Genomic DNA, 17,926 nt, shown 5'->3' with positions numbered 1-17,926 from the left:
CTGGAAGCAGCTATTTATTAAGACAGAAAATCGGCGTTTATTTCGCTCGCAGCTTAGTATAGCCAAGCGTTATTGACATATACGAAGAATATAGTGTATATATACTATATATACATTAAACGGCTAAGCATGGTGATGGAAATGAACATTATTTTATCCAACGCTTCAAATGATCCGATCTATGTACAAATCACCCAGCAAATTCGCAGTCTAATTTTAAACGGCACACTTAGCTCAGGGCAGCCGCTGCCCTCGATTAGGCAGCTTGCCAAAGATTTGCAGATCAGCGTCATTACAACAAAGCGGGCTTATGAGGAATTGGAGAAGGAAGGACTTATTGACTCGGTCGTTGGCAAAGGCTCGTTCGTAACGGGTGTGAATGCCGATTTTGTTAGAGAGCAGCGCATGAAGCGGCTGGAGCAGCAAATGCTCGCCGTCATTAAAGAAGGGAAGGCGCTGCGTCTGAGCCTGAGTGAACTTCAGCAGCACATCGAGCTGCTATATGAGGAAGGAGATTTGGACATATGAGCGACATCATTAAGCTGAACGAAGTATCCAAGCAGTTTAAAATGTTCGGCATCGAGCCTCTGTCCTGCGCATTTAAGCAGGGGTACATAACCGGGCTGATTGGCCCGAATGGAGCAGGCAAAACGACGTTAATTAAAATGATTATGGGCATTACCCGATCGGATACGGGGGAAATAACGATTTTTGGACAGTCCCTAAGCTTACAGGCGGCTGAAATTAAGCAGCGAATCGGCTTTGTATCCGATGAGTGCCATTATTATGAGCATTTATCGATCCAGTCGATGAAAAATATTATTGCCCCGTTTTATAAAAAATGGGACGATCACGCTTTTTCCCGATTGCTTGAGCGCTTCGAGCTGTCTCCCAAAATGAAAATAAGCAGTCTTTCCAAAGGGATGAAAATGAAGCTGGCGCTTGCCTTTGCGCTATCCCATCAAGCGGATATGCTTATAATGGATGAGCCGACAGCGGGGCTAGATCCCGTTTTCCGGCGCGAGCTGCTGGATTTACTTGCCGAAATTATGCTGGATGAGCGGAAATCAATTTTATTTTCGACGCATATTACAACCGATCTGGATCGAATTGCCGATTATATTGCTTTTCTGCATCGCGGCAAGCTCGTCTTTAACGAGTCGAGGGAGCAAATTCAGGAGCGGTATGTGTTAGTGAAAGGGCCGGTAGGCTTGCTTGAAGCTCCAAGCGTTAAAGCAGCGTTTATCGGCATTCGGGAATCGCTCGTCGGGTTTGAAGGTCTGACAGATCGAGGACATGAAATAGCTGCTATGGTGGGTGATGGTGCGCAGCTTAGTCGTCCTACGCTGGAGGATATTATGTACTTTACCGCTAAGGGGGAGAAGGGCCATGCTGCTGCTGTTACGTAAGGATTTGTTTATTTTGCGCTATTACTTTTTGTATGTGCTGCTCTATTTGTATTTATTTGGATTTTTGATGTATAACCAAGCTTCTTTCATTTTGGTAGCTGCGCTTTCTGCTATTATGCTCATGACCTTTTCCGCTACCTTGGATGCCAAAAATAAAAGCATGATCGTCATTGCCAGCCTGCCTGTCAGCAGTAAATCAATCGTGCAGGCGAAATATGCAGCTGTCCTTTTATTTGCACTCATAGGGATTGTCGCGAGCGCTTCCGTATACGCCATCAATATAGCACTAGTAGGAAGGGAAATGGTGTATGCGGCTTCCTTTATTCCAATCATTTTTTTCATTATTGCTGTTTATGCTTCGCTTTATTATCCAATCTATTACCGGTTTGGTTTTAGTGCAAGTCGGATAGTTGGCTTGGTTGCAGTTGCCCTTCCTGTGACTTTTCTTATGGTTTTTGGGGGGGTGTCCAGCAGCTCGGATACGCTAAGCTTTCCAGCGGCAGCTAGTGCAGCCTTTCTGGCGGTAGGCGTTTTGCTGCTTTTCCTTTCCTATCGGCTTTCCCTTATCTTTTTGGAGAAAAAAGGGGTAAGCTGACCACCTGAGGAAGGCGGCAGCCGTTTACGCTTGAAATATAGGAAAGATTACGCTTGTTTGTTTTTTTCCATTGCTTCCATAAAAAACACTTGAAGAAACTTTTTAATATTAACCTTGCCTTTATCGGGCGTGGCTTCCTCATCCATCATTTTCATCTTCAGCCGGACATCCTTGAAATCAAAATAAAGCGGAGCATAATGCTCAAACTTCGGATTGCTGTAATCCGTCAGTCCAATGGAGGCGATATTGGTTAGCGCCGTCATGACGGCGCGGCGCATCCGCTGCTCAATTGCTTTGCTTTCCTTGTCTATATCACTCTGGCTCTGCTTGCTTGTACGCGCAACGGCTTCATACAATCCCTTTAATGGAGGGAAAGCAGCGGGCTGAGGCAGCTCGGATAAATATTCGACGGCAGCAATCATATCGCGGCTTCCAGCCTCACTAATAATGCCCATATCCATTAAAATGTGGCGGGCTGCTTCGCGGATGCTGCGCTCCTGTACGGCTGGCGGGCGCTCTATAATATCAAGCTTGGCGAGCGACTGCTTCATTTCCGTTACATAACGCTCATATTTCCAGCTTTCATTCATCTTATGTAGAACAGCCTGCACTTCCACGCGATTAATCGGCTTATGGATAAAAAACTCAATGCCGCTGCGATAAGCTTTTCCAACCATATCCTTATTGTCAATTTGCGAGATCATAATAAACTTGCCGCCGTAGCGCATAGCCCGGAGCTGGTCGATCGTCGTAATGCCGTCCTGATCGGGCATGAGCATGTCGATCAGCACAACATCGGGCTTCAGCTCATCAATCAGCATGACAGCCTCGATTCCTCCTTTAGCCGTACCCAATACTTCGCCTAAACTAGATTGTTCAATTATATTGTGCAGCATACGCCTGCTGACGGCATCATCATCTACAATTACGAAGCTAATGGACATGGTGTGCCTCCTTCAAGTTTGGCGTTGTATAAGGATGGTTTAGCGCAGCAAGCGACAGTTCGACAATAAAGGCGGTGCCTGGCCCATCATCCAGCGACTTTGCGCGAATCGAGCCCGCAAATGAAGAAATAATATCACGCACATGGGACAAGCCGATTCCGGTTGCTGCGATTCCCGTTTGATCAAATTTGGTGGTGAAGCCTGGCTCAAAAACGAGCTCCATCTCCTCTGGCGGTATGCCTTTGCCGGAATCGGCAACGATCAACATTAGCTTGTCGCCATGCTGGCTGATTTCAATATCAATGGAGCCGCTGCTTTCAATCGCTTCAACGGCGTTTGCCGCCAAATTGTTCAATATAGAGAGCAGTGCAATATAATGAGGCGTAATCAAATCAACCGCCACCCGCTGCTGAAAGGCAATCTTTTTCCCCAGCATCTCGCTATATTCCATAGTGCCCTTCCTCACATAATGCATGACCTCCACGAGGCTCATCTGGGTAAGCGTTTCATGATCAAACAGCTTGAGCAGCCCGGCTAGAATACGCTGAGTATCTTTTTTTACCTCATGAATTTGCTGGGTGACGATGAGCGCCTGCTTGGCGAGCACAGGCTGCTCCTGCCGCAGCTTGTCGTACAGCTCGTAGCTGCTCGCCGTAATGCCTTCAATATTATCCATTGATTTCCGCAGGTAGAACGCTTCTCCATACAAGCTGGAGCCGACATTCAGCATTTGCTCGATGCGCTTCTCCTGCTCGAAATGAAGCATTTTGAACTGCTGGATGGCCATGCTATTGTACAGACCGATGACAAAGTAGCTGCGAATAACAGCCGTCATAAGCAGCAGGGCTAGTTCATCGAAGTGATAGGGCGCTGTGCCGAGAAAAATATTACGGAACAGAAGCTCCAGTAAATTGGAGGAGAAGTCCACAATTGTAACGAGTGCGCCCAGCGCCAGCGGCTGAATTTCCTTGGCGCGTCCCAGCAGCTTGCTAAGACACCAGGCAAAGAAGGTATAGTATAGGGCGGCTGGAGCATTATTTTGCAGGCCAGCTATTAGAGAAGTGGAATTCGTGTAGATCAGCCACTCCACGGATTGGAAGATGACAGCGGCAATACCGGCTAGAAAGCCTGTTTTCACAAACGAAAGATGGCGAAATTGCAGCAGAAAAAATAAAAAGATGCTGACGCCGAGCCCGATGCGGTAAAAATCCCCGCTAAACGGAGTGATCCTGAATTCGGCTCCGACGGCTGTTGCGAGCGCGATGCCGACCATTTGTATTTTTTCATTGCGAAATAGTGAATACATTCAGCTCGCTCCGCTTCTAATGGCGATCTTTAATGATATATACCCTAACATAAAAAAAGGCATTTTTGAATAGCGTCGTTGCCGCCCCTTTAGTGCCTTTTGCGAAGAATGCTTTAAGGGGATTGTTTAAGTTTGAAAAAGTGTGCTATTATTAAAACGAACATTTTCAAACCTATTCAGGTGCGCCTGATCATTTCATTTTATTATCCTTGAGGAGGAACTATTAATATGGAAATTCGTCACACAACTAACCCAACGGATGTAAAGCAATATACGACGGAGCGTCTTCGTCAGGAATTTTTGATCGAAAGCCTGTTTGAGCAGGATCGCCTTACTTCGGTTTACACGCACTATGATCGTATGGTTGTAGGCGGCGCGTTTCCTGTGAACGAGAAGCTTGTACTGGAAGCGGGAGATACGCTCAAAACCGAATATTTTCTGGAGCGCCGGGAAATTGGCTTCCTGAACATTGGCGGCGATGCCATTATTACGGTTGATGGCGAGTCGTACGAGCTTAGCCGTCTTGATGTTTTGTATGTAGGTAAAGGCAAGCGTGACGTTCAACTGGCAAGCAAGGATAAAGCGAACCCAACGAAGCTGTATTTCTGCTCTGCGCTGGCGCATGCGGAATATCCGACTCGCAAAATGACGATGGAAGAAGCGAACCCTACTCACCTTGGTTCTCTGGAAACGTCCAACGAGCGCGTATTGTACAAGTATATCCATGGCGATGGCATTCAAAGCTGTCAATTAATGCTGGGTGTAACGAGCCTCAAAACAGGCAGCGTTTGGAACACAATGCCTTCGCACGTACATGACCGTCGTATGGAAGCTTATCTGTACTTCGATGTGAACCAGGATGCACGCGTATTCCACATGATGGGCGAGCCTTCGGAGACGAGACATTTGGTCGTTGCCAATGAGCAGGCAATTATTTCGCCGCCATGGTCGATTCACTCGGGTGTTGGCACGAGCAATTATACGTTCTGCTGGTCGATGGCGGGCGAAAACTACACGTTCACGGATATGGACGCTGTGAAAATGGAAGAGCTTAAGTAACATGCTTGCCGCTGAACGTCATCGACAAATTATTATTCAGCTGGAGGAGAAGGGCAGCGTCAAAGTATCCGAGCTGAGCGAGCGTTTCAAGGTGACGGAAAAGACGGTACGCGAAGATTTGGAGAAGCTGGAGGAGAAGGGGCTGCTCAAGCGCATGCATGGCGGAGCGGTGCTCCCTCCAGATGATGAAAGCTTACTGCCTTTGCAGTATCCGAATAGCAAGCATCAGCAGGAGAAGGTCGCAATTGCCGAGCAGGCGTTAACCCATATTGTTGAAAATGATATTATCGCGCTGGATGCGGGCAGCACCACGCTGGAAATTGCGAAGCGGCTCAAAAACATGCCGCTGACCGTGCTCACCAACGATCTGCTCATTATTCGCGAGCTGACGGCGAAGGAGCAGATCCGCCTCGTTATACCCGGCGGCTATCGCTTTCAAAATCTGCTCATTGGAACGGACTGGCAGGAATGGGTCAAGCGGCTAAATGTGCATAAGCTGTTTTTATCGACGACGGGTATTCACTTGGAGTACGGGCTGACGATTTTCACCGAGGAGCTGGCCAAGCTCAAGCAGGTATATATGGAATGCGCCCGCGATATTTATTGCATAGCCGACCATAGCAAGTTCGACAAGGGAGCGCTGCTTACGTTTGCCGCTTTGAAGGATGTTCATACGATTATAACCGATTCGCACATTGATGCAGCTGTGGCTGACAAATACGAGCAGCAGGGCGTGCGTATAGAGAAGGCCTGATTTTGAAGGATGATAAGGATGGTGCAGAGATGAGCTTTTTCGATTTGACTGGAAAAACAGCGATTGTAACAGGTGCTGGACGCGGTCTGGGCGCGGCAATTGCTGTAGGCTTGGCAAGAGCGGGAGCAGATATTGCGCTGGTGACGAACAGCACGCCTCCAACTGACGTAGAGAAGGAAATTCAGGCGCTTGGCCGCAAAACGGTATCCATTCAAGCCGATGTATCGGACCGCAGCCTGCTGCCGGGCATTATCGAACAGACGCTGTCGGGACTTGGACGCCTCGACATCTTGGTTAACAATGCGGGCATTATCCGTCGTACGCCTGCTGCGGATCACAGCTTTGAAGACTGGCAAGCGGTGCTTGATGTCAATCTGAATTCGGTTTATGTGCTCAGCCAGCTGGCTGGTCGCCATATGATTGAGCAGGGCTCAGGCAAAATCATCAACATTGCATCCATGCTGTCCTTCCAAGGTGGCATTAATGTGCCGGGCTATACGGCGAGCAAGCATGCAGTAGCTGGTCTGACAAAGGCGCTGGGCAACGAATGGGCTTCAAAAAATGTGCAGGTGAACGCGATTGCTCCAGGCTACATGAGCACTGACAACACCGAGGCACTTCGTGAGGATCCGGTTCGCAGCAAGCAAATTCTCGACCGTATTCCAGCCGCGCGCTGGGGTGAATCCGAGGATATGATGGGGCCGGCGATTTTCCTCGCCTCCGCTGCATCGAACTATATGAATGGCCACGTCCTCTGCGTAGATGGCGGATGGATGAACCGTTAGTTTTCATTCATTAGACTAAAAAAAGTAACCGCCAGAGCGGCTCCTCAAGGGGCCTGCTGTTGGCGGTTACTTATTTATGTAGGGCTATTTTTTTCGAGAGCTTATTCAACATTATAGCAGAACGTAAAGAAACAGTCTATACTTTTGGTGAAATTTGTAATAAATTTGAGATGCCGGCAAAAAAAGATGAATGGAGTGTTGATCCGTGGCTTTATTTTGCCATCTCAAGCTTAAAGATTTACAGGAGTATGTGGGAAAGGTTTTTGGTACTGATTATATCGTTGCTAACGTAACTAAAATGCATGGTGGTGCACAAAAAGCGGTTTACAAAATAGACTGCACCAATCGTTTTTCCTGCGTTTTATATGTATGGGATCTTAGCATGAATTTTTTTCAAGAGGAAATAGCAAGCGCTTCTATAGCTGACCAATCCTATGGCAGTCATTTATTTGAAATGAATAATCGCTATTTAAAAGAACATGGCATTCAGACCCCTGCTCTTTATCATTTAAATACGGAAAGAAGCCGCTACCACTTTGATTATGCCCTCGTGGAGTACGTAAATGGACATAAGGCGGAACACTATTTTCAACACTCCGATACAAAGGTTCAAGACCAATTATTTGAGCGTATCGGAGATATGCTTACTGGTATGCATGCCAACGAAAGACAGGGCTATGGAAAGCCTAATCAAGAGGAAGAGCAGTTGCGAAACTGCCATTTATTACAGCTGGAAAATGCGAAAGCGCAGTTATCCTATGCGTCGCAACATATGGAGGATATTCGGAGAAATGAATCAAGGCTGCTCGAAAAATTATATGAGCTGGAGGCAAGAATTGAAGCTAGAAACCGCTACGGCTTTATACACGGTGAGCTTGGTCCAGATCATATTTTGGTCACCGACCGATTAGAGCCTTATTTCATAGATATTGAAGGCGCTGAATTTTACGATATTGAACATGAGCACACTTTTTTACAAATTCGTTTTGGTGAGTTTTACCGTTATTTGAAAAAGGATCAGCTTGACCAAAACCGAATGTCATTTTATCGTTTTCATCATCATATTTCGTTAACCTCTGGTGGATTAAAGCTGCTTCATAGAGGATTTCCCGATCAGCCATTTGCTAAAGGTCTCGCTGATTATCATTACAGACTGGCCCTGGGGTTTATTGGCTAGTTATATTCAAAATCAGTGCTAACAGTGAGTGATTTTTGTGATATGATAGTAGTAATGTACAAATGTATTTAGCTATTCCTTTCTCCCCTGGGAACGTAAGATATCAGAAGCACATTGTAACATGTTCCCTATTGTTGTGAATGATATGTAAAGGCTTTATAATAGTAAATATCTTAATACTTTAATAATAGTAATGAAACTTGCTGTGATAAGAAAAATAGAACGTGAATCAGAAAGATGTTTGATTAACTCGCTTAATAGGTTGAGCAGGCGGGATAGCTTACATTTTTTCTTCAAATATTAGTGTGTAAGGACGGTAGAAATGAGCAACAGACAAACCAAAACAGACGTTATCTTAATTGGTGCCGGTATCATGAGTGCGACTTTGGGGTCACTGCTGAAGGAATTAGTACCGGACTGGGAAATTACAGTGATTGAGCGACTTGCAAGCGCAGGAGAAGAGAGCTCTAACGAATGGAACAATGCAGGAACGGGTCATTCTTCCTTGTGTGAGCTTAACTACACCGTGGAGAAGCCAGACGGCTCCGTAGACATTAGCAAAGCTATTAAAGTTAATGAAGAGTATCAAGTATCCAAGCAGTTCTGGTCCTATCTTGTGGACAACCAACTCATTCGTAATCCGCGAGACTTCATTACGCCATTGCCTCATATGAGCTTAGTACAAGGGGAAAAAGATGTCGCGTTTCTGAAGAAACGTTTTGAAGCATTGTCTAACAACCCTTTGTTTCAAGGAATGGAATATTCCGAAGATCCGGGAAAGTTGCTGGATTGGATTCCGCTTATTATGAAGGAACGGACTTTGAATGGTCCTATAGCGGCCACTAGAATCGAATCCGGTACGGATGTAAACTTTGGCGCTTTAACGCGGATGTTGTTTACACACTTGAAAAGTAAAAATGTCGATATTAAATTCAAGCATAATGTGGATGATATTAAACGTGCAAGCGACGGCTCGTGGGAATTGAAAGTACGCAATGTAGACAGCGGTGCTGTCGAGCGCCGTACTGCGAAATTTGTCTTTATTGGCGGCGGAGGCGGAAGCCTTCATTTGCTGCAAAAATCCGGCATTCCTGAAGGAAAGGGCATTGGCGGATTCCCGGTAAGCGGCATATTCATGGTATGCAAGAAGCCTGAGATTGTAGCGCAGCATCATGCGAAAGTGTATGGTCAAGCACCAGTCGGAGCTCCTCCGATGTCGGTTCCGCATCTTGACACCAGATTTATTGACAAGAAGGCTTCATTATTTTTTGGACCGTTTGCGGGCTTCTCGCCAAAGTTTTTGAAAAACGGTTCTATGATGGATTTGCTGGCTTCTGTCAAAACAGATAATTTGGTAACCATGATGGCGGCAGGCGTCAAAAATATGTCCTTGACCCAATATTTGATTAAGGAAGTTATGCAATCGAAAGAACAGCGGATGGAGGCTTTACGCCAATTTGTCCCGAATGCGAAAAGCGAGGATTGGGAGCTTGTAATAGCAGGCCAGCGTGTACAAGTCATTAAAGATACAGCGGCTGGCAAAGGAACGCTTCAATTTGGTACGGAAGTGATTAATGCCGCTGACGGCTCGATTGCTGCTTTGCTTGGCGCATCTCCAGGTGCTTCTACAGCGGTATCCGTTATGCTGGAGCTGATGGAGAAATGCTTCCCGCAGCATATGAAGGCATGGGAACCAAAAATAAAAGAAATGATTCCTTCTTATGGCATGCAGCTTTTGCAAAACCCAGAGCTTATAAACGAAATTCATACGTCGACTGCACAGACGCTTGGTCTAAACAGTGAACGGGGCCCAGTCAAGCAGGCTTCTTACTAAAGTTTGTGAGATTAAATACCGTTCAGCATGGTTAGCAGTCGAATAGGCAAATCATAGAAAGATACAAGGCGTCCGCAAAACGGGGCGCTTTTTATCTTTCTATAATCTAGAAATAAGAAGGCTGCATCTTTCTTGTAAAATTACCTGCTCAGTCCAATCCATGCAATTGCAGAAAAAAAGGCATGAAAAATTAAAAAGGGGAGACTTATTAAAAATGAACATAACCATAGACCGGCAAGGCAGCTCTAAAGTTGCGGTTATAGAAAGTATGGATGTGATTATCCGCGATGCTCAAGATGCATTGGATTTAATGGCTTCTGTTAATTACCACCATGAATGCAATAAAATTTTGTTGCAGAAAGCAAACCTAACGGAGGATTTCTTCGACCTCAAAACCAGGCTTGCAGGCGAGATATTACAAAAATATGTAAACTACAATGTGAAGCTGGCCATTGTTGGTGATTTTGATAGCTATGCCAGCAAGAGCTTGAAGGATTTTATTTATGAGTGCAATAATGGAAATCAGATATTTTTTTTACGGGACAAACAGGCTGCTGTTTTAGCTTTGCATAATATTACTAACTAATTTTTCGGTTTGTGTTGTCTCGCTTACTTAAAGCACTGGTGGCTAGCCTGTGCTTTTTTCTTTTTAGTAACCACTATTTTGGCTGTCATGAAGTGTTTCGATTTTAGAGGGGCTGTGCTACAATAGATTAACAAAGTATACCGCTTAACTTGTTTCGGTTTTGACGAAATGGTAACGCTTACAAAAATCAATGCTATTGTAGGGGGTTTAACATGCTTAAGCTAAACAACTGGTACTTCCGGTTGCTTGTATCTTATTTTCCGATTCTTGTACTTACTGTGTCAATGATTATTTTTTTATCGTTCATTGCACTTAACGAGATATCACGGTCTGAAACGGCAAAGGCAGACAACATCACCACCGGCTATGTGGTGGAAAGCGTCGAGCGTGCTATACGTGGAGCAGAGTTTAATACAATGAACGAGGCCTCCAAAAATAAAAGCTACGCTGCGTTTTTAAACGGATCTTCCGAAACGAGCGACACATATGGCGTCGTTCATAGTTTGCGTTCGCTGGTGGAGGAAAACGACTTTATTGATTCAGCCTATCTTTATAGGGAATCCGATGGTTTGGTGCTTACGTCGAGCGGACAGACTTTTCTCCCGGATTTTGGAGATCGTGATTTTATTAAGCAGGCGAAAAAAAATCTGGATTATCAAGGATGGTCGGCGAGCCGAGAGTATCGGGAATTCGACATACTAAAGCCCGTCAGGGTCATTACGATGCATAAGAGGACGCCTTTCCCATTCGGCAAAGAAGGCATATTAGTTATTAATATTGATTTGTACGTAGTTGAGCAATTGATAAACAGTATGACAAGCCATCAGGTTTCATTTATGCGAATTACCGATGGAGAAAATAAGCCTGTGTATCCTATAAACAATAGCTTTGGAGAATCAGAAGAAGGCAGTGTTCTAACGACAGTTACCTCAGACTCACTTGGCTGGACTTTCGAAAGTGGTATCCAGGACGGCCATTTGCTTGGTTGGGTATCGGTCGTTTCCTATGCGTGGGTGATTATGGCGGTTCTGACTTTTGTAGCTGCAATTGTTTATATTATTTGGGTGACGCGCCGCAATTATAAGCCGATTCGCTTAATGATGAATCGAATACAGGCGTTGCAACTGCGGAGCGGTGACGGAGGAGCGGTTCTGGCAGACGATTTGACGATGATTGACCGTGCGCTAGAAAATCTAATCGTTCAGTCGCTGGATCACGAAAAGAATCAGCGTGAAAGCATGCTGCTTCAGCGCAGGCAGCTTTTTAACGAGCTGATAAGCGGGGAGCAAAATGGGCAAACGAAAGAGCGCCTGCAAAAGCTGGCTTTGCTGCCGGTCGCTGGACGGTATGCCGTTATGGTTGTAAAGCTGAACCGTTACGATGAATTTCAGTCTGAAAACACGCTTAATGAGCAAAATGTTCTAAAATTTGCGCTCGGCAATGTCATGCAGGAGCTTGCACACAACGAAGGCTTGCAGGGATGGGGAGAATGGCTGGCGCCAAATCTCATCACCTTTGTGTTCGCGGTTTCGAATGACGATTCCCGGATGCTGGATCAGCTTCAGGCTTCTGCTGTGGTTGCGCGGCAATGGGTTGGGGAGCATTTGCGGTTTAATTTGTCGATTGGGATTGGTTCAATCGCAAACGAATGGAGCCGAATTGGACAATCCTATCGCGATGCCCTTAACGGTATGGAATATCAGCTTTGCATTGGAAAGGATGCCATTACGTTTAGTGGCGATATTCCAAAGGAAAGACAGCACGGTACGTTTAATTACATCCAAATGTGTACCGATTGTTTGCAGGAATTTAGAGCGACGAATGAAAGCTGGCGCAATACTTTAGAGCAATTATTTAAACGACTCGGTACGGAAGCCATTAAAGATGAAGATACTCATTCGCTTATGCAGCTCTTCATGCAAATGCTGAGCCGTGAGCTGAAGGATTTATCAGAAGCACTCAATGAATGTTTGGAAGGAGAACGCACTGCTGCGCTGCTTGCCAAGCTGAAGACAGCTTCGACCTTGCTGGAAATGAAGGAGCTATTGCTAGAATATTTGACTGATCTCTACGATGCTTATGTAGCCATGAGTGAGACGAAAAGCTACAAAACGATGATAACGGATATGAAGGCCTACATTCAGGAAAACTTCGCTGATCCCGACCTGTCCCTCAATCATTTGAGCGACCGTTTTCAAATATCGGGCAAATACGCAAGCTATTTGTTCAAGCTGGAGTACGATATGAAGTTTGTTGATTTTCTTGTTCAGCTTCGCATGCAGCAAGCCGAACGCTTGCTGGTGAATACCGATGAGACGATTCAAGGCATTGCACTTCAGGTTGGCTATGCGAACTCCATTACCTTCGGCCGAGTGTTCAAACGAGTAACTGGTGTAACGCCAGGCGAATTTCGCAAGCTTAAAATGCGTCCTTCAGCTCTGAACTAATGCGGCAAAGAAATAGTCGTTCAGCTTATCAATTACCTTATCAATTACATCTAAATACGAATGGATGAGCTTTTTTAGAGGCAGCCGCTCGAACAGGATAGTATGTTCGAGCGGCTGCTTCTTTTTGTTTGTCACGAAAAGAGTTTATCCTCGGAAATGGCTTTATGACGGGCTTTTTCGGTGTTTATGGAAATCGGTTTATGTCGGGAAAATGATCTATTCTAATCCTCAAAAGCCATGCAGCGCAAGGGTTCGGCATAACGGTTTGCCGCTCCGAAACTGGTTTATTGCAAGCATACCAAATAGCGTGTCATACTGAGGCCACTTCCTAATCACGGTTTGCAAGCGACGAATGAAAGCGTGTTCAAATACGCTTTATACTCTCGTTTAATAATCGAGTGAAGGGAGCAAAATAATCGAAAAGAAAGAGGGGTTGAATCAAATGATGAAAGTTCTAAAGGGGAAAAAGAAAGTCAGCGTTTTACTAGCACTAACGCTTGCAGGTACGATGCTGCTTGGTGCATGTGGAAGTAACAATGAAAAGGGCAGCGAAGCAGCAGGGGGCGAAGCGACTACCGGCAAGAAAGCTACACTTAAGGTGGAAGTATTCGATCGGGGCAATACGCCATCCGGTTTGACGATTACAAATAACTATTTAACAAAATACGTACAGGACAATTTCGGCACGCCAAATAACATTGATGTTCAGTTTGTTCCGATTCCACGTTCGGAGGAAATTCAGAAGCTTAACGTTCTTATGGCGAGCGGAAGCGATGTTCCAGACATTGTATTCACATATGATTCGGGTACTTTTTACCGTTACGCTCAGCAAGGCGGTTTGACTGACCTTGGCGAGCTGCTTGATCAGTATGGTCCTAACCTCAAAAAATTCCTGGGCGATGAAACATTGGCTTACGGAAACTATAAAGGCCAGCAATTTGCATTGCCAGCGAAACGTTCGCATTTGGGGAAATATTCCTCTTTTATTCGTCAAGACTGGCTTGACAAGCTAGGCCTGCCTGTACCGCAAACGACAGATGAGCTTTACACGACTTTGAAAGCGTTTAAAGAAAAAGATCCGGGTCAAACAGGCGGCAAAGTTATTCCGCTCGGTATGGCATTAGCATCTGCTCAATATGAGCCGCTCCTATGGTCCTTCATTCAACCTGTCACTGACGAACAGCGCTACACGCAAATCCAGCAGCTCGGATCAAATGACTTTCCGATCCTGCTTCCGGGCTTCAAAGACGGTTTGAAATTCATGAACAAGCTTTATAACGAAGGACTAATGAGCAAAGACTTTAGCCTTGATGAAGACAAGAAGAAATTGAACGAGGATGCGTCTAAGGGCTTGGTTGGTTTCTTCAGCGAAGATGATATGAACCCATTCTACCCAGATGGCTTATACTCGACGCTGCAAACGAACATTCCAGACGCGAAGCTGTCCTCCGTTGATGTGTACACCAATTCTGAGGGCAAGCATCCGAAGCCGGAATATGCGCCAGTTGGTATGTATCTCATGATTCCGAAGAGCAGCAAAAACGCGGTAGAAGCAGTCAAGTACTTGGATTGGATGGCCTCAGGAGATAATCTGCTTACCATTCAAAACGGCGTAGCAGGCGAAAATTATACACTGAAGGATGGTATCCCGGTATTGAATGAAGATGCTCCTACAGATGTGAAAAACCGCGTATACAACGGCGGTGACATGGCCATTATCTCCAACGGAAAGCAACTGGGCGATACAGAGCGCAACGTTGAAGCCTATGTTCAAGGGATGCCTGAGAAATTCCAAGAAGAAACTCGCAAAGCACTGACGATTTCCAGAACGGATACCATTAAGCCTGTCTTGTTCGACCATCCAATTGAAGCCCAAGCCAAATATGGTGCGGCGCTGCGTGACAAGTTCAATGAAATTGTCGTAAAAACAACGATGGTGAAGCCGGATCAATTCGAGAGCACATTTGAATCGATTATGAAGGACTACATGGCAGCAGGCGGTCAAGCGATTTTGGATGAACGCACAAAAGCTTATGAGGCTATGAAATAAATAGAACGCCTGCAATAAGCAGTTCGGGGACAATGGACGATGGATAATCTAAGTCCTGTCCCCGAGCTTAATCGTTAGCAGATAGGAGTGGATAATATTGAACATGAGCGTGTATTTACGCAGATACTGGCAATTATATATGCTGCTTATTTTACCGGTTGCTTATTTCTTAATTTTCAAATACGGGCCGATGTATGGCATCATTATCGCATTTAAGGATTTCAACTTTTTCCAAGGTATTAATGGTTCTGAGTGGATAGGGCTTGATGCTTTCAAGGAAGTATTCGCGATGGCGGACTTTTACAAGACGCTGCGCAATACGCTCATGCTTAATTTCTTGGACCTGCTTGTATCTTTCCCAGCACCGTTGTTTATCGCAATTATGCTGTATGAGCTCAAAACGGCTTGGTTCAAAAAGATTTCACAAACGATTTTGTACATTCCGCATTTTATTTCGTGGGTTATTATCGGCGGGATCGTCTACCAGGTTTTTGGTACTCAATCCGGTATGGTAAACAATTTCATTACTTCGCTAGGATTTGAAGCCATTCCTTTTCTAACGGACAAAAACGATTGGTTAATTACGTATTTGATCGTCGGCGTATGGCAAAGTGCCGGCTGGGGTACGATCATTTATTTGGCAGCTCTTACAGGTATCAATAGGGAGCTGTTCGAGGCGGCTGACGTTGACGGAGCGGGCAGACTGAGAAAAATTTGGAGCATTACGCTGCCATCCCTAAAGCCGACCATTGTTACCCTCCTTATTATTAACGTGGGCAATATGATCGCCATCGGATTCGAACGTCCTTATATTATTGGTAATACCGCTGTACGGGATTATTCGGATGTGCTCAGCACCTTCGTATACCGTATCGGCATTGAATCTGGACAATATACGCTTGCTACGGTCGTCGGCTTGTTTCAGGCAGTTGTCGGGCTTGTGTTTGTATTAGGCGCCAACTACTTATCGAAAAAACTGGCAGACCAAAGCATCATTTAAAATATAAAAATGTATAAACTTTTATTTTGATTCAGATTAGAAAGGAGCGATATGACATGAGAGATCAACAAGCCAGCCGATCCTTTGATATTGTCAATACAATCGCTATTTTAATATTCGTGCTGCTATGCTTGGCTCCGTTTCTTCACATAATTTCCATTTCATTAAGCTCAACGCGTTCCATCATGTCTGGCGAGGTCAGCCTTTTTCCTGTCGAAATGAACTGGGATGCCTACAGCAAGGTATTTTCAGATCAGTCGATGATTCGTTCACTCGGTTTCACCATTATACTGACGGTATTATTTACAATTATGTGTATGGTCATGACAATTGCGGCGGCCTATCCGCTTGCCAAAACGAAATTAAAGGGACGCAAGCTAGTCATGTTCATTATTATCATTACAATGTTTTTCAGCGGTGGGCTTATTCCGGAGTATATGCTCGTTCGTAATTTAGGCTTGCTAGACTCCATGTGGGCGCTTATGCTGCCAGGTCTCATTAGCCCATTTTATATGATCATTTTGATTACTTTCTTTCAAAACATTCCCGATTCGCTAGAGGAGTCGGCAGAGATTGACGGAAGCACGTATCTGCGCACTTTGGTTAGCATTATCGTGCCTCTCTCGCTGCCTGTTATTGCTACACTAAGCTTGTTTTATGGGGTAGGTCGCTGGAACGGCTTTACAGATACGCTTATGTATATTACGAGCCCGGAGATGTATCCGCTGCAATTAAAGCTTTATCAGCTCGTTCAAAACAACATGGTCAGCGAGCTGCTCGTAATGGAGGGCGCAACTGGACAGGCGAAGCTGCAGCCGGAAAGCTTGAAGGCGGCGAGCGTTATTTTCGCAACCGTGCCGATTATGATTGTCTACCCGTGGCTGCAGCGGTATTTTGTTAGCGGCGTTATGCTCGGGGCGGTCAAAGGTTAAACGAGTCTCTATTTCAGGAGGAGCTTATGGGAAAGGATAAAGGACAATTTTCGTTCTCGACATGCTGGAATATTAAACGTCATGATGTCGGCAGCAGCATGATCAATGAAATTCGGGAACTCGGCTTTCGCTACGTGGAGCTGAACTATAACGTTACACAAGAGCTGCTGACCACGATAGAGCCAATGATTGAAGGGGGAGAAATCGGAGTATCGAGTGTCCACAATACGTTTCCGCATGATCCAGACCCTGATTACGGTACCGATTCGGTGCTGCTCGGCTTTGAGGATGAAGAGAAGCGAAAGCGTGCCATTGAGCTGCTGATCGGTTCGGCGGAATATGCGAATCGTTATGGGGCGAAGGCTGTTGTCGTCCACCCGGGCGAAGTACCGTTCGATTATAACATTGATAATGAGCTCAAAAAAATTTACCATGACCATGGACCGGATTCCCCTGCATACGTAAAGCTGTGGAACGAGATGCTGGAGCGCAGAGAGTCCTTGTCGGGGCACTATGTGCAGCGAATTGGCGACAGTCTGGAAGAAATTTGCGAAATCATCGCAGCCAAGGGCTGGGACGTATCCATTGGAATTGAGACGCGTTCACGCTGTTATCAGATGCCGACACTGCGCGAGGCGAAAACGGTATTTGATCGGCTGAAGGGCGCCCCAGTCGGCTTGTGGTACGATTTTGGCCACGGCATGATGATGGAGCGTATGGGCTTGTACGATAATGCACGGGATATGGAAGCTATAAAGGACAATGTGGTCGGTATTCATATTCATGAGACGGTAGGGCTGTCGGATCACTGGTGTCCATATGTACACAGTGGGGACATGCATTATTTCGACCGCTTCCTTCCTATTATCGAGGCGGCTCCTGTGAAGGTGTATGAGCTAAAAGCCGCATGTACACCAGAGGAAATCGAACAGAGCCACGAGCTGCTGCTCGCCAAGCTGTCTGAAATCTAGGACGATGAATATTTTTATCAGCAGGCGTATCATCGGTTCACGCCATCGTTTGAGCTCGTTCCTTACGAGCTTGCGGA

16 protein-coding genes are annotated in these 17,926 nt (G+C 45.6%); 14 read left to right on the top strand and 2 right to left on the bottom strand.

Annotated features, from left to right (window positions below):
* Positions 1-141 precede the first annotated feature (141 nt).
* The 3 genes from V5J77_RS19085 to V5J77_RS19075 are packed head-to-tail and all read left to right on the top strand — an operon-like array spanning position 142 to position 2,004.
* The gene (locus V5J77_RS19085) at positions 142-528 is read left to right on the top strand and encodes a GntR family transcriptional regulator (RefSeq protein WP_338552409.1); all 387 of its coding nucleotides are present in this window, start codon (positions 142-144) and stop codon (positions 526-528) included.
* Positions 525-1,409 (top strand): ABC transporter ATP-binding protein, encoded by an 885-nt coding sequence (locus V5J77_RS19080; RefSeq protein ID WP_338552408.1) that lies wholly within the window; start codon positions 525-527, stop codon positions 1,407-1,409. The genes V5J77_RS19085 and V5J77_RS19080 overlap by 4 nt, the downstream gene beginning before the upstream one ends.
* A complete protein-coding gene (locus V5J77_RS19075) occupies positions 1,390-2,004 on the top strand; it encodes an ABC-2 transporter permease (RefSeq protein ID WP_338552407.1) in 615 nt (204 codons plus the stop codon). Before V5J77_RS19080 ends, V5J77_RS19075 begins: the two co-directional genes overlap by 20 nt.
* A gap of 47 nt (positions 2,005-2,051) precedes the next feature.
* Here V5J77_RS19075 and V5J77_RS19070 read toward each other — a convergent pair whose 3' ends face one another.
* Positions 2,052-2,948 carry a response regulator gene (locus V5J77_RS19070; protein WP_338552406.1) on the bottom strand — a complete coding sequence of 299 codons (897 nt, stop codon included), beginning with the start codon at positions 2,946-2,948 and terminating at the stop codon, positions 2,052-2,054.
* The gene (locus V5J77_RS19065; protein WP_338552404.1) at positions 2,938-4,254 is read right to left on the bottom strand and encodes an ATP-binding protein; all 1,317 of its coding nucleotides are present in this window, start codon (positions 4,252-4,254) and stop codon (positions 2,938-2,940) included. Before V5J77_RS19065 ends, V5J77_RS19070 begins: the two co-directional genes overlap by 11 nt.
* A gap of 228 nt (positions 4,255-4,482) precedes the next feature.
* Between V5J77_RS19065 and kduI the strand changes: the two genes are divergently transcribed.
* The 11 genes from kduI to V5J77_RS19010 all read left to right on the top strand — a co-directional run bounded on the left by kduI (position 4,483) and on the right by V5J77_RS19010 (position 17,849).
* Entirely contained in the window at positions 4,483-5,313 is an 831-nt protein-coding gene (kduI, locus tag V5J77_RS19060; RefSeq protein ID WP_338552403.1) for a 5-dehydro-4-deoxy-D-glucuronate isomerase, read from the top strand.
* 1 nt (position 5,314) lies between these two features.
* The gene (locus V5J77_RS19055) at positions 5,315-6,067 is read left to right on the top strand and encodes a DeoR/GlpR family DNA-binding transcription regulator (protein ID WP_338552401.1); all 753 of its coding nucleotides are present in this window, start codon (positions 5,315-5,317) and stop codon (positions 6,065-6,067) included.
* Between the two features lie 29 nt (positions 6,068-6,096).
* On the top strand, positions 6,097-6,852 hold the full coding sequence (gene kduD, locus V5J77_RS19050) for a 2-dehydro-3-deoxy-D-gluconate 5-dehydrogenase KduD (RefSeq protein ID WP_338556926.1): 756 nt from the start codon (positions 6,097-6,099) through the stop codon (positions 6,850-6,852).
* Positions 6,853-7,102: 250 nt separating this feature from the next.
* Positions 7,103-8,029, top strand: coding sequence for an aminoglycoside phosphotransferase family protein (locus V5J77_RS19045; protein WP_338556924.1), 927 nt, complete (start codon positions 7,103-7,105; stop codon positions 8,027-8,029).
* Positions 8,030-8,351: 322 nt separating this feature from the next.
* The gene (locus tag V5J77_RS19040; RefSeq protein WP_338552400.1) at positions 8,352-9,863 is read left to right on the top strand and encodes a malate:quinone oxidoreductase; all 1,512 of its coding nucleotides are present in this window, start codon (positions 8,352-8,354) and stop codon (positions 9,861-9,863) included.
* A 214-nt stretch (positions 9,864-10,077) separates the two neighbouring features.
* Positions 10,078-10,449: a DUF4180 domain-containing protein gene (locus tag V5J77_RS19035; RefSeq protein ID WP_338552398.1), complete on the top strand. Its 372-nt coding sequence runs from the start codon at positions 10,078-10,080 to the stop codon at positions 10,447-10,449.
* A gap of 212 nt (positions 10,450-10,661) precedes the next feature.
* Positions 10,662-12,896 carry a helix-turn-helix domain-containing protein gene (locus V5J77_RS19030; RefSeq protein WP_338552397.1) on the top strand — a complete coding sequence of 745 codons (2,235 nt, stop codon included), beginning with the start codon at positions 10,662-10,664 and terminating at the stop codon, positions 12,894-12,896.
* 442 nt (positions 12,897-13,338) lie between these two features.
* The gene (locus tag V5J77_RS19025; RefSeq protein ID WP_338552396.1) at positions 13,339-14,946 is read left to right on the top strand and encodes an extracellular solute-binding protein; all 1,608 of its coding nucleotides are present in this window, start codon (positions 13,339-13,341) and stop codon (positions 14,944-14,946) included.
* Positions 14,947-15,043: 97 nt separating this feature from the next.
* Entirely contained in the window at positions 15,044-15,946 is a 903-nt protein-coding gene (locus V5J77_RS19020; RefSeq protein ID WP_338552395.1) for an ABC transporter permease subunit, read from the top strand.
* Between the two features lie 56 nt (positions 15,947-16,002).
* Positions 16,003-16,878 carry a carbohydrate ABC transporter permease gene (locus V5J77_RS19015; protein WP_338552394.1) on the top strand — a complete coding sequence of 292 codons (876 nt, stop codon included), beginning with the start codon at positions 16,003-16,005 and terminating at the stop codon, positions 16,876-16,878.
* A 26-nt stretch (positions 16,879-16,904) separates the two neighbouring features.
* Positions 16,905-17,849: a TIM barrel protein gene (locus V5J77_RS19010; RefSeq protein ID WP_338552393.1), complete on the top strand. Its 945-nt coding sequence runs from the start codon at positions 16,905-16,907 to the stop codon at positions 17,847-17,849.
* Positions 17,850-17,926 lie beyond the last annotated feature (77 nt).

It is taken from the genome of Paenibacillus sp. KS-LC4, assembly GCF_036894955.1.
Taxonomy (GTDB): Bacteria; Bacillota; Bacilli; order Paenibacillales; family Paenibacillaceae; genus Pristimantibacillus.
Note: the sequence above shows the minus strand (reverse complement) of the source record. Positions and strands in the feature narration are given on the sequence as shown.

Coding starts and splice junctions, on each gene's coding strand:
- V5J77_RS19085 (WP_338552409.1), top strand. CDS start 142: ATGAACATTATTTTATCCAACGCTTCAAATGATCCGATCTATGTACAA.
- V5J77_RS19080 (WP_338552408.1), top strand. CDS start 525: ATGAGCGACATCATTAAGCTGAACGAAGTATCCAAGCAGTTTAAAATG.
- V5J77_RS19075 (WP_338552407.1), top strand. CDS start 1,390: ATGCTGCTGCTGTTACGTAAGGATTTGTTTATTTTGCGCTATTACTTT.
- V5J77_RS19070 (WP_338552406.1), bottom strand. CDS start 2,948: ATGTCCATTAGCTTCGTAATTGTAGATGATGATGCCGTCAGCAGGCGT.
- V5J77_RS19065 (WP_338552404.1), bottom strand. CDS start 4,254: ATGTATTCACTATTTCGCAATGAAAAAATACAAATGGTCGGCATCGCG.
- kduI (WP_338552403.1), top strand. CDS start 4,483: ATGGAAATTCGTCACACAACTAACCCAACGGATGTAAAGCAATATACG.
- V5J77_RS19055 (WP_338552401.1), top strand. CDS start 5,315: ATGCTTGCCGCTGAACGTCATCGACAAATTATTATTCAGCTGGAGGAG.
- kduD (WP_338556926.1), top strand. CDS start 6,097: ATGAGCTTTTTCGATTTGACTGGAAAAACAGCGATTGTAACAGGTGCT.
- V5J77_RS19040 (WP_338552400.1), top strand. CDS start 8,352: ATGAGCAACAGACAAACCAAAACAGACGTTATCTTAATTGGTGCCGGT.
- V5J77_RS19035 (WP_338552398.1), top strand. CDS start 10,078: ATGAACATAACCATAGACCGGCAAGGCAGCTCTAAAGTTGCGGTTATA.
- V5J77_RS19030 (WP_338552397.1), top strand. CDS start 10,662: ATGCTTAAGCTAAACAACTGGTACTTCCGGTTGCTTGTATCTTATTTT.
- V5J77_RS19025 (WP_338552396.1), top strand. CDS start 13,339: ATGATGAAAGTTCTAAAGGGGAAAAAGAAAGTCAGCGTTTTACTAGCA.
- V5J77_RS19015 (WP_338552394.1), top strand. CDS start 16,003: ATGAGAGATCAACAAGCCAGCCGATCCTTTGATATTGTCAATACAATC.
- V5J77_RS19010 (WP_338552393.1), top strand. CDS start 16,905: ATGGGAAAGGATAAAGGACAATTTTCGTTCTCGACATGCTGGAATATT.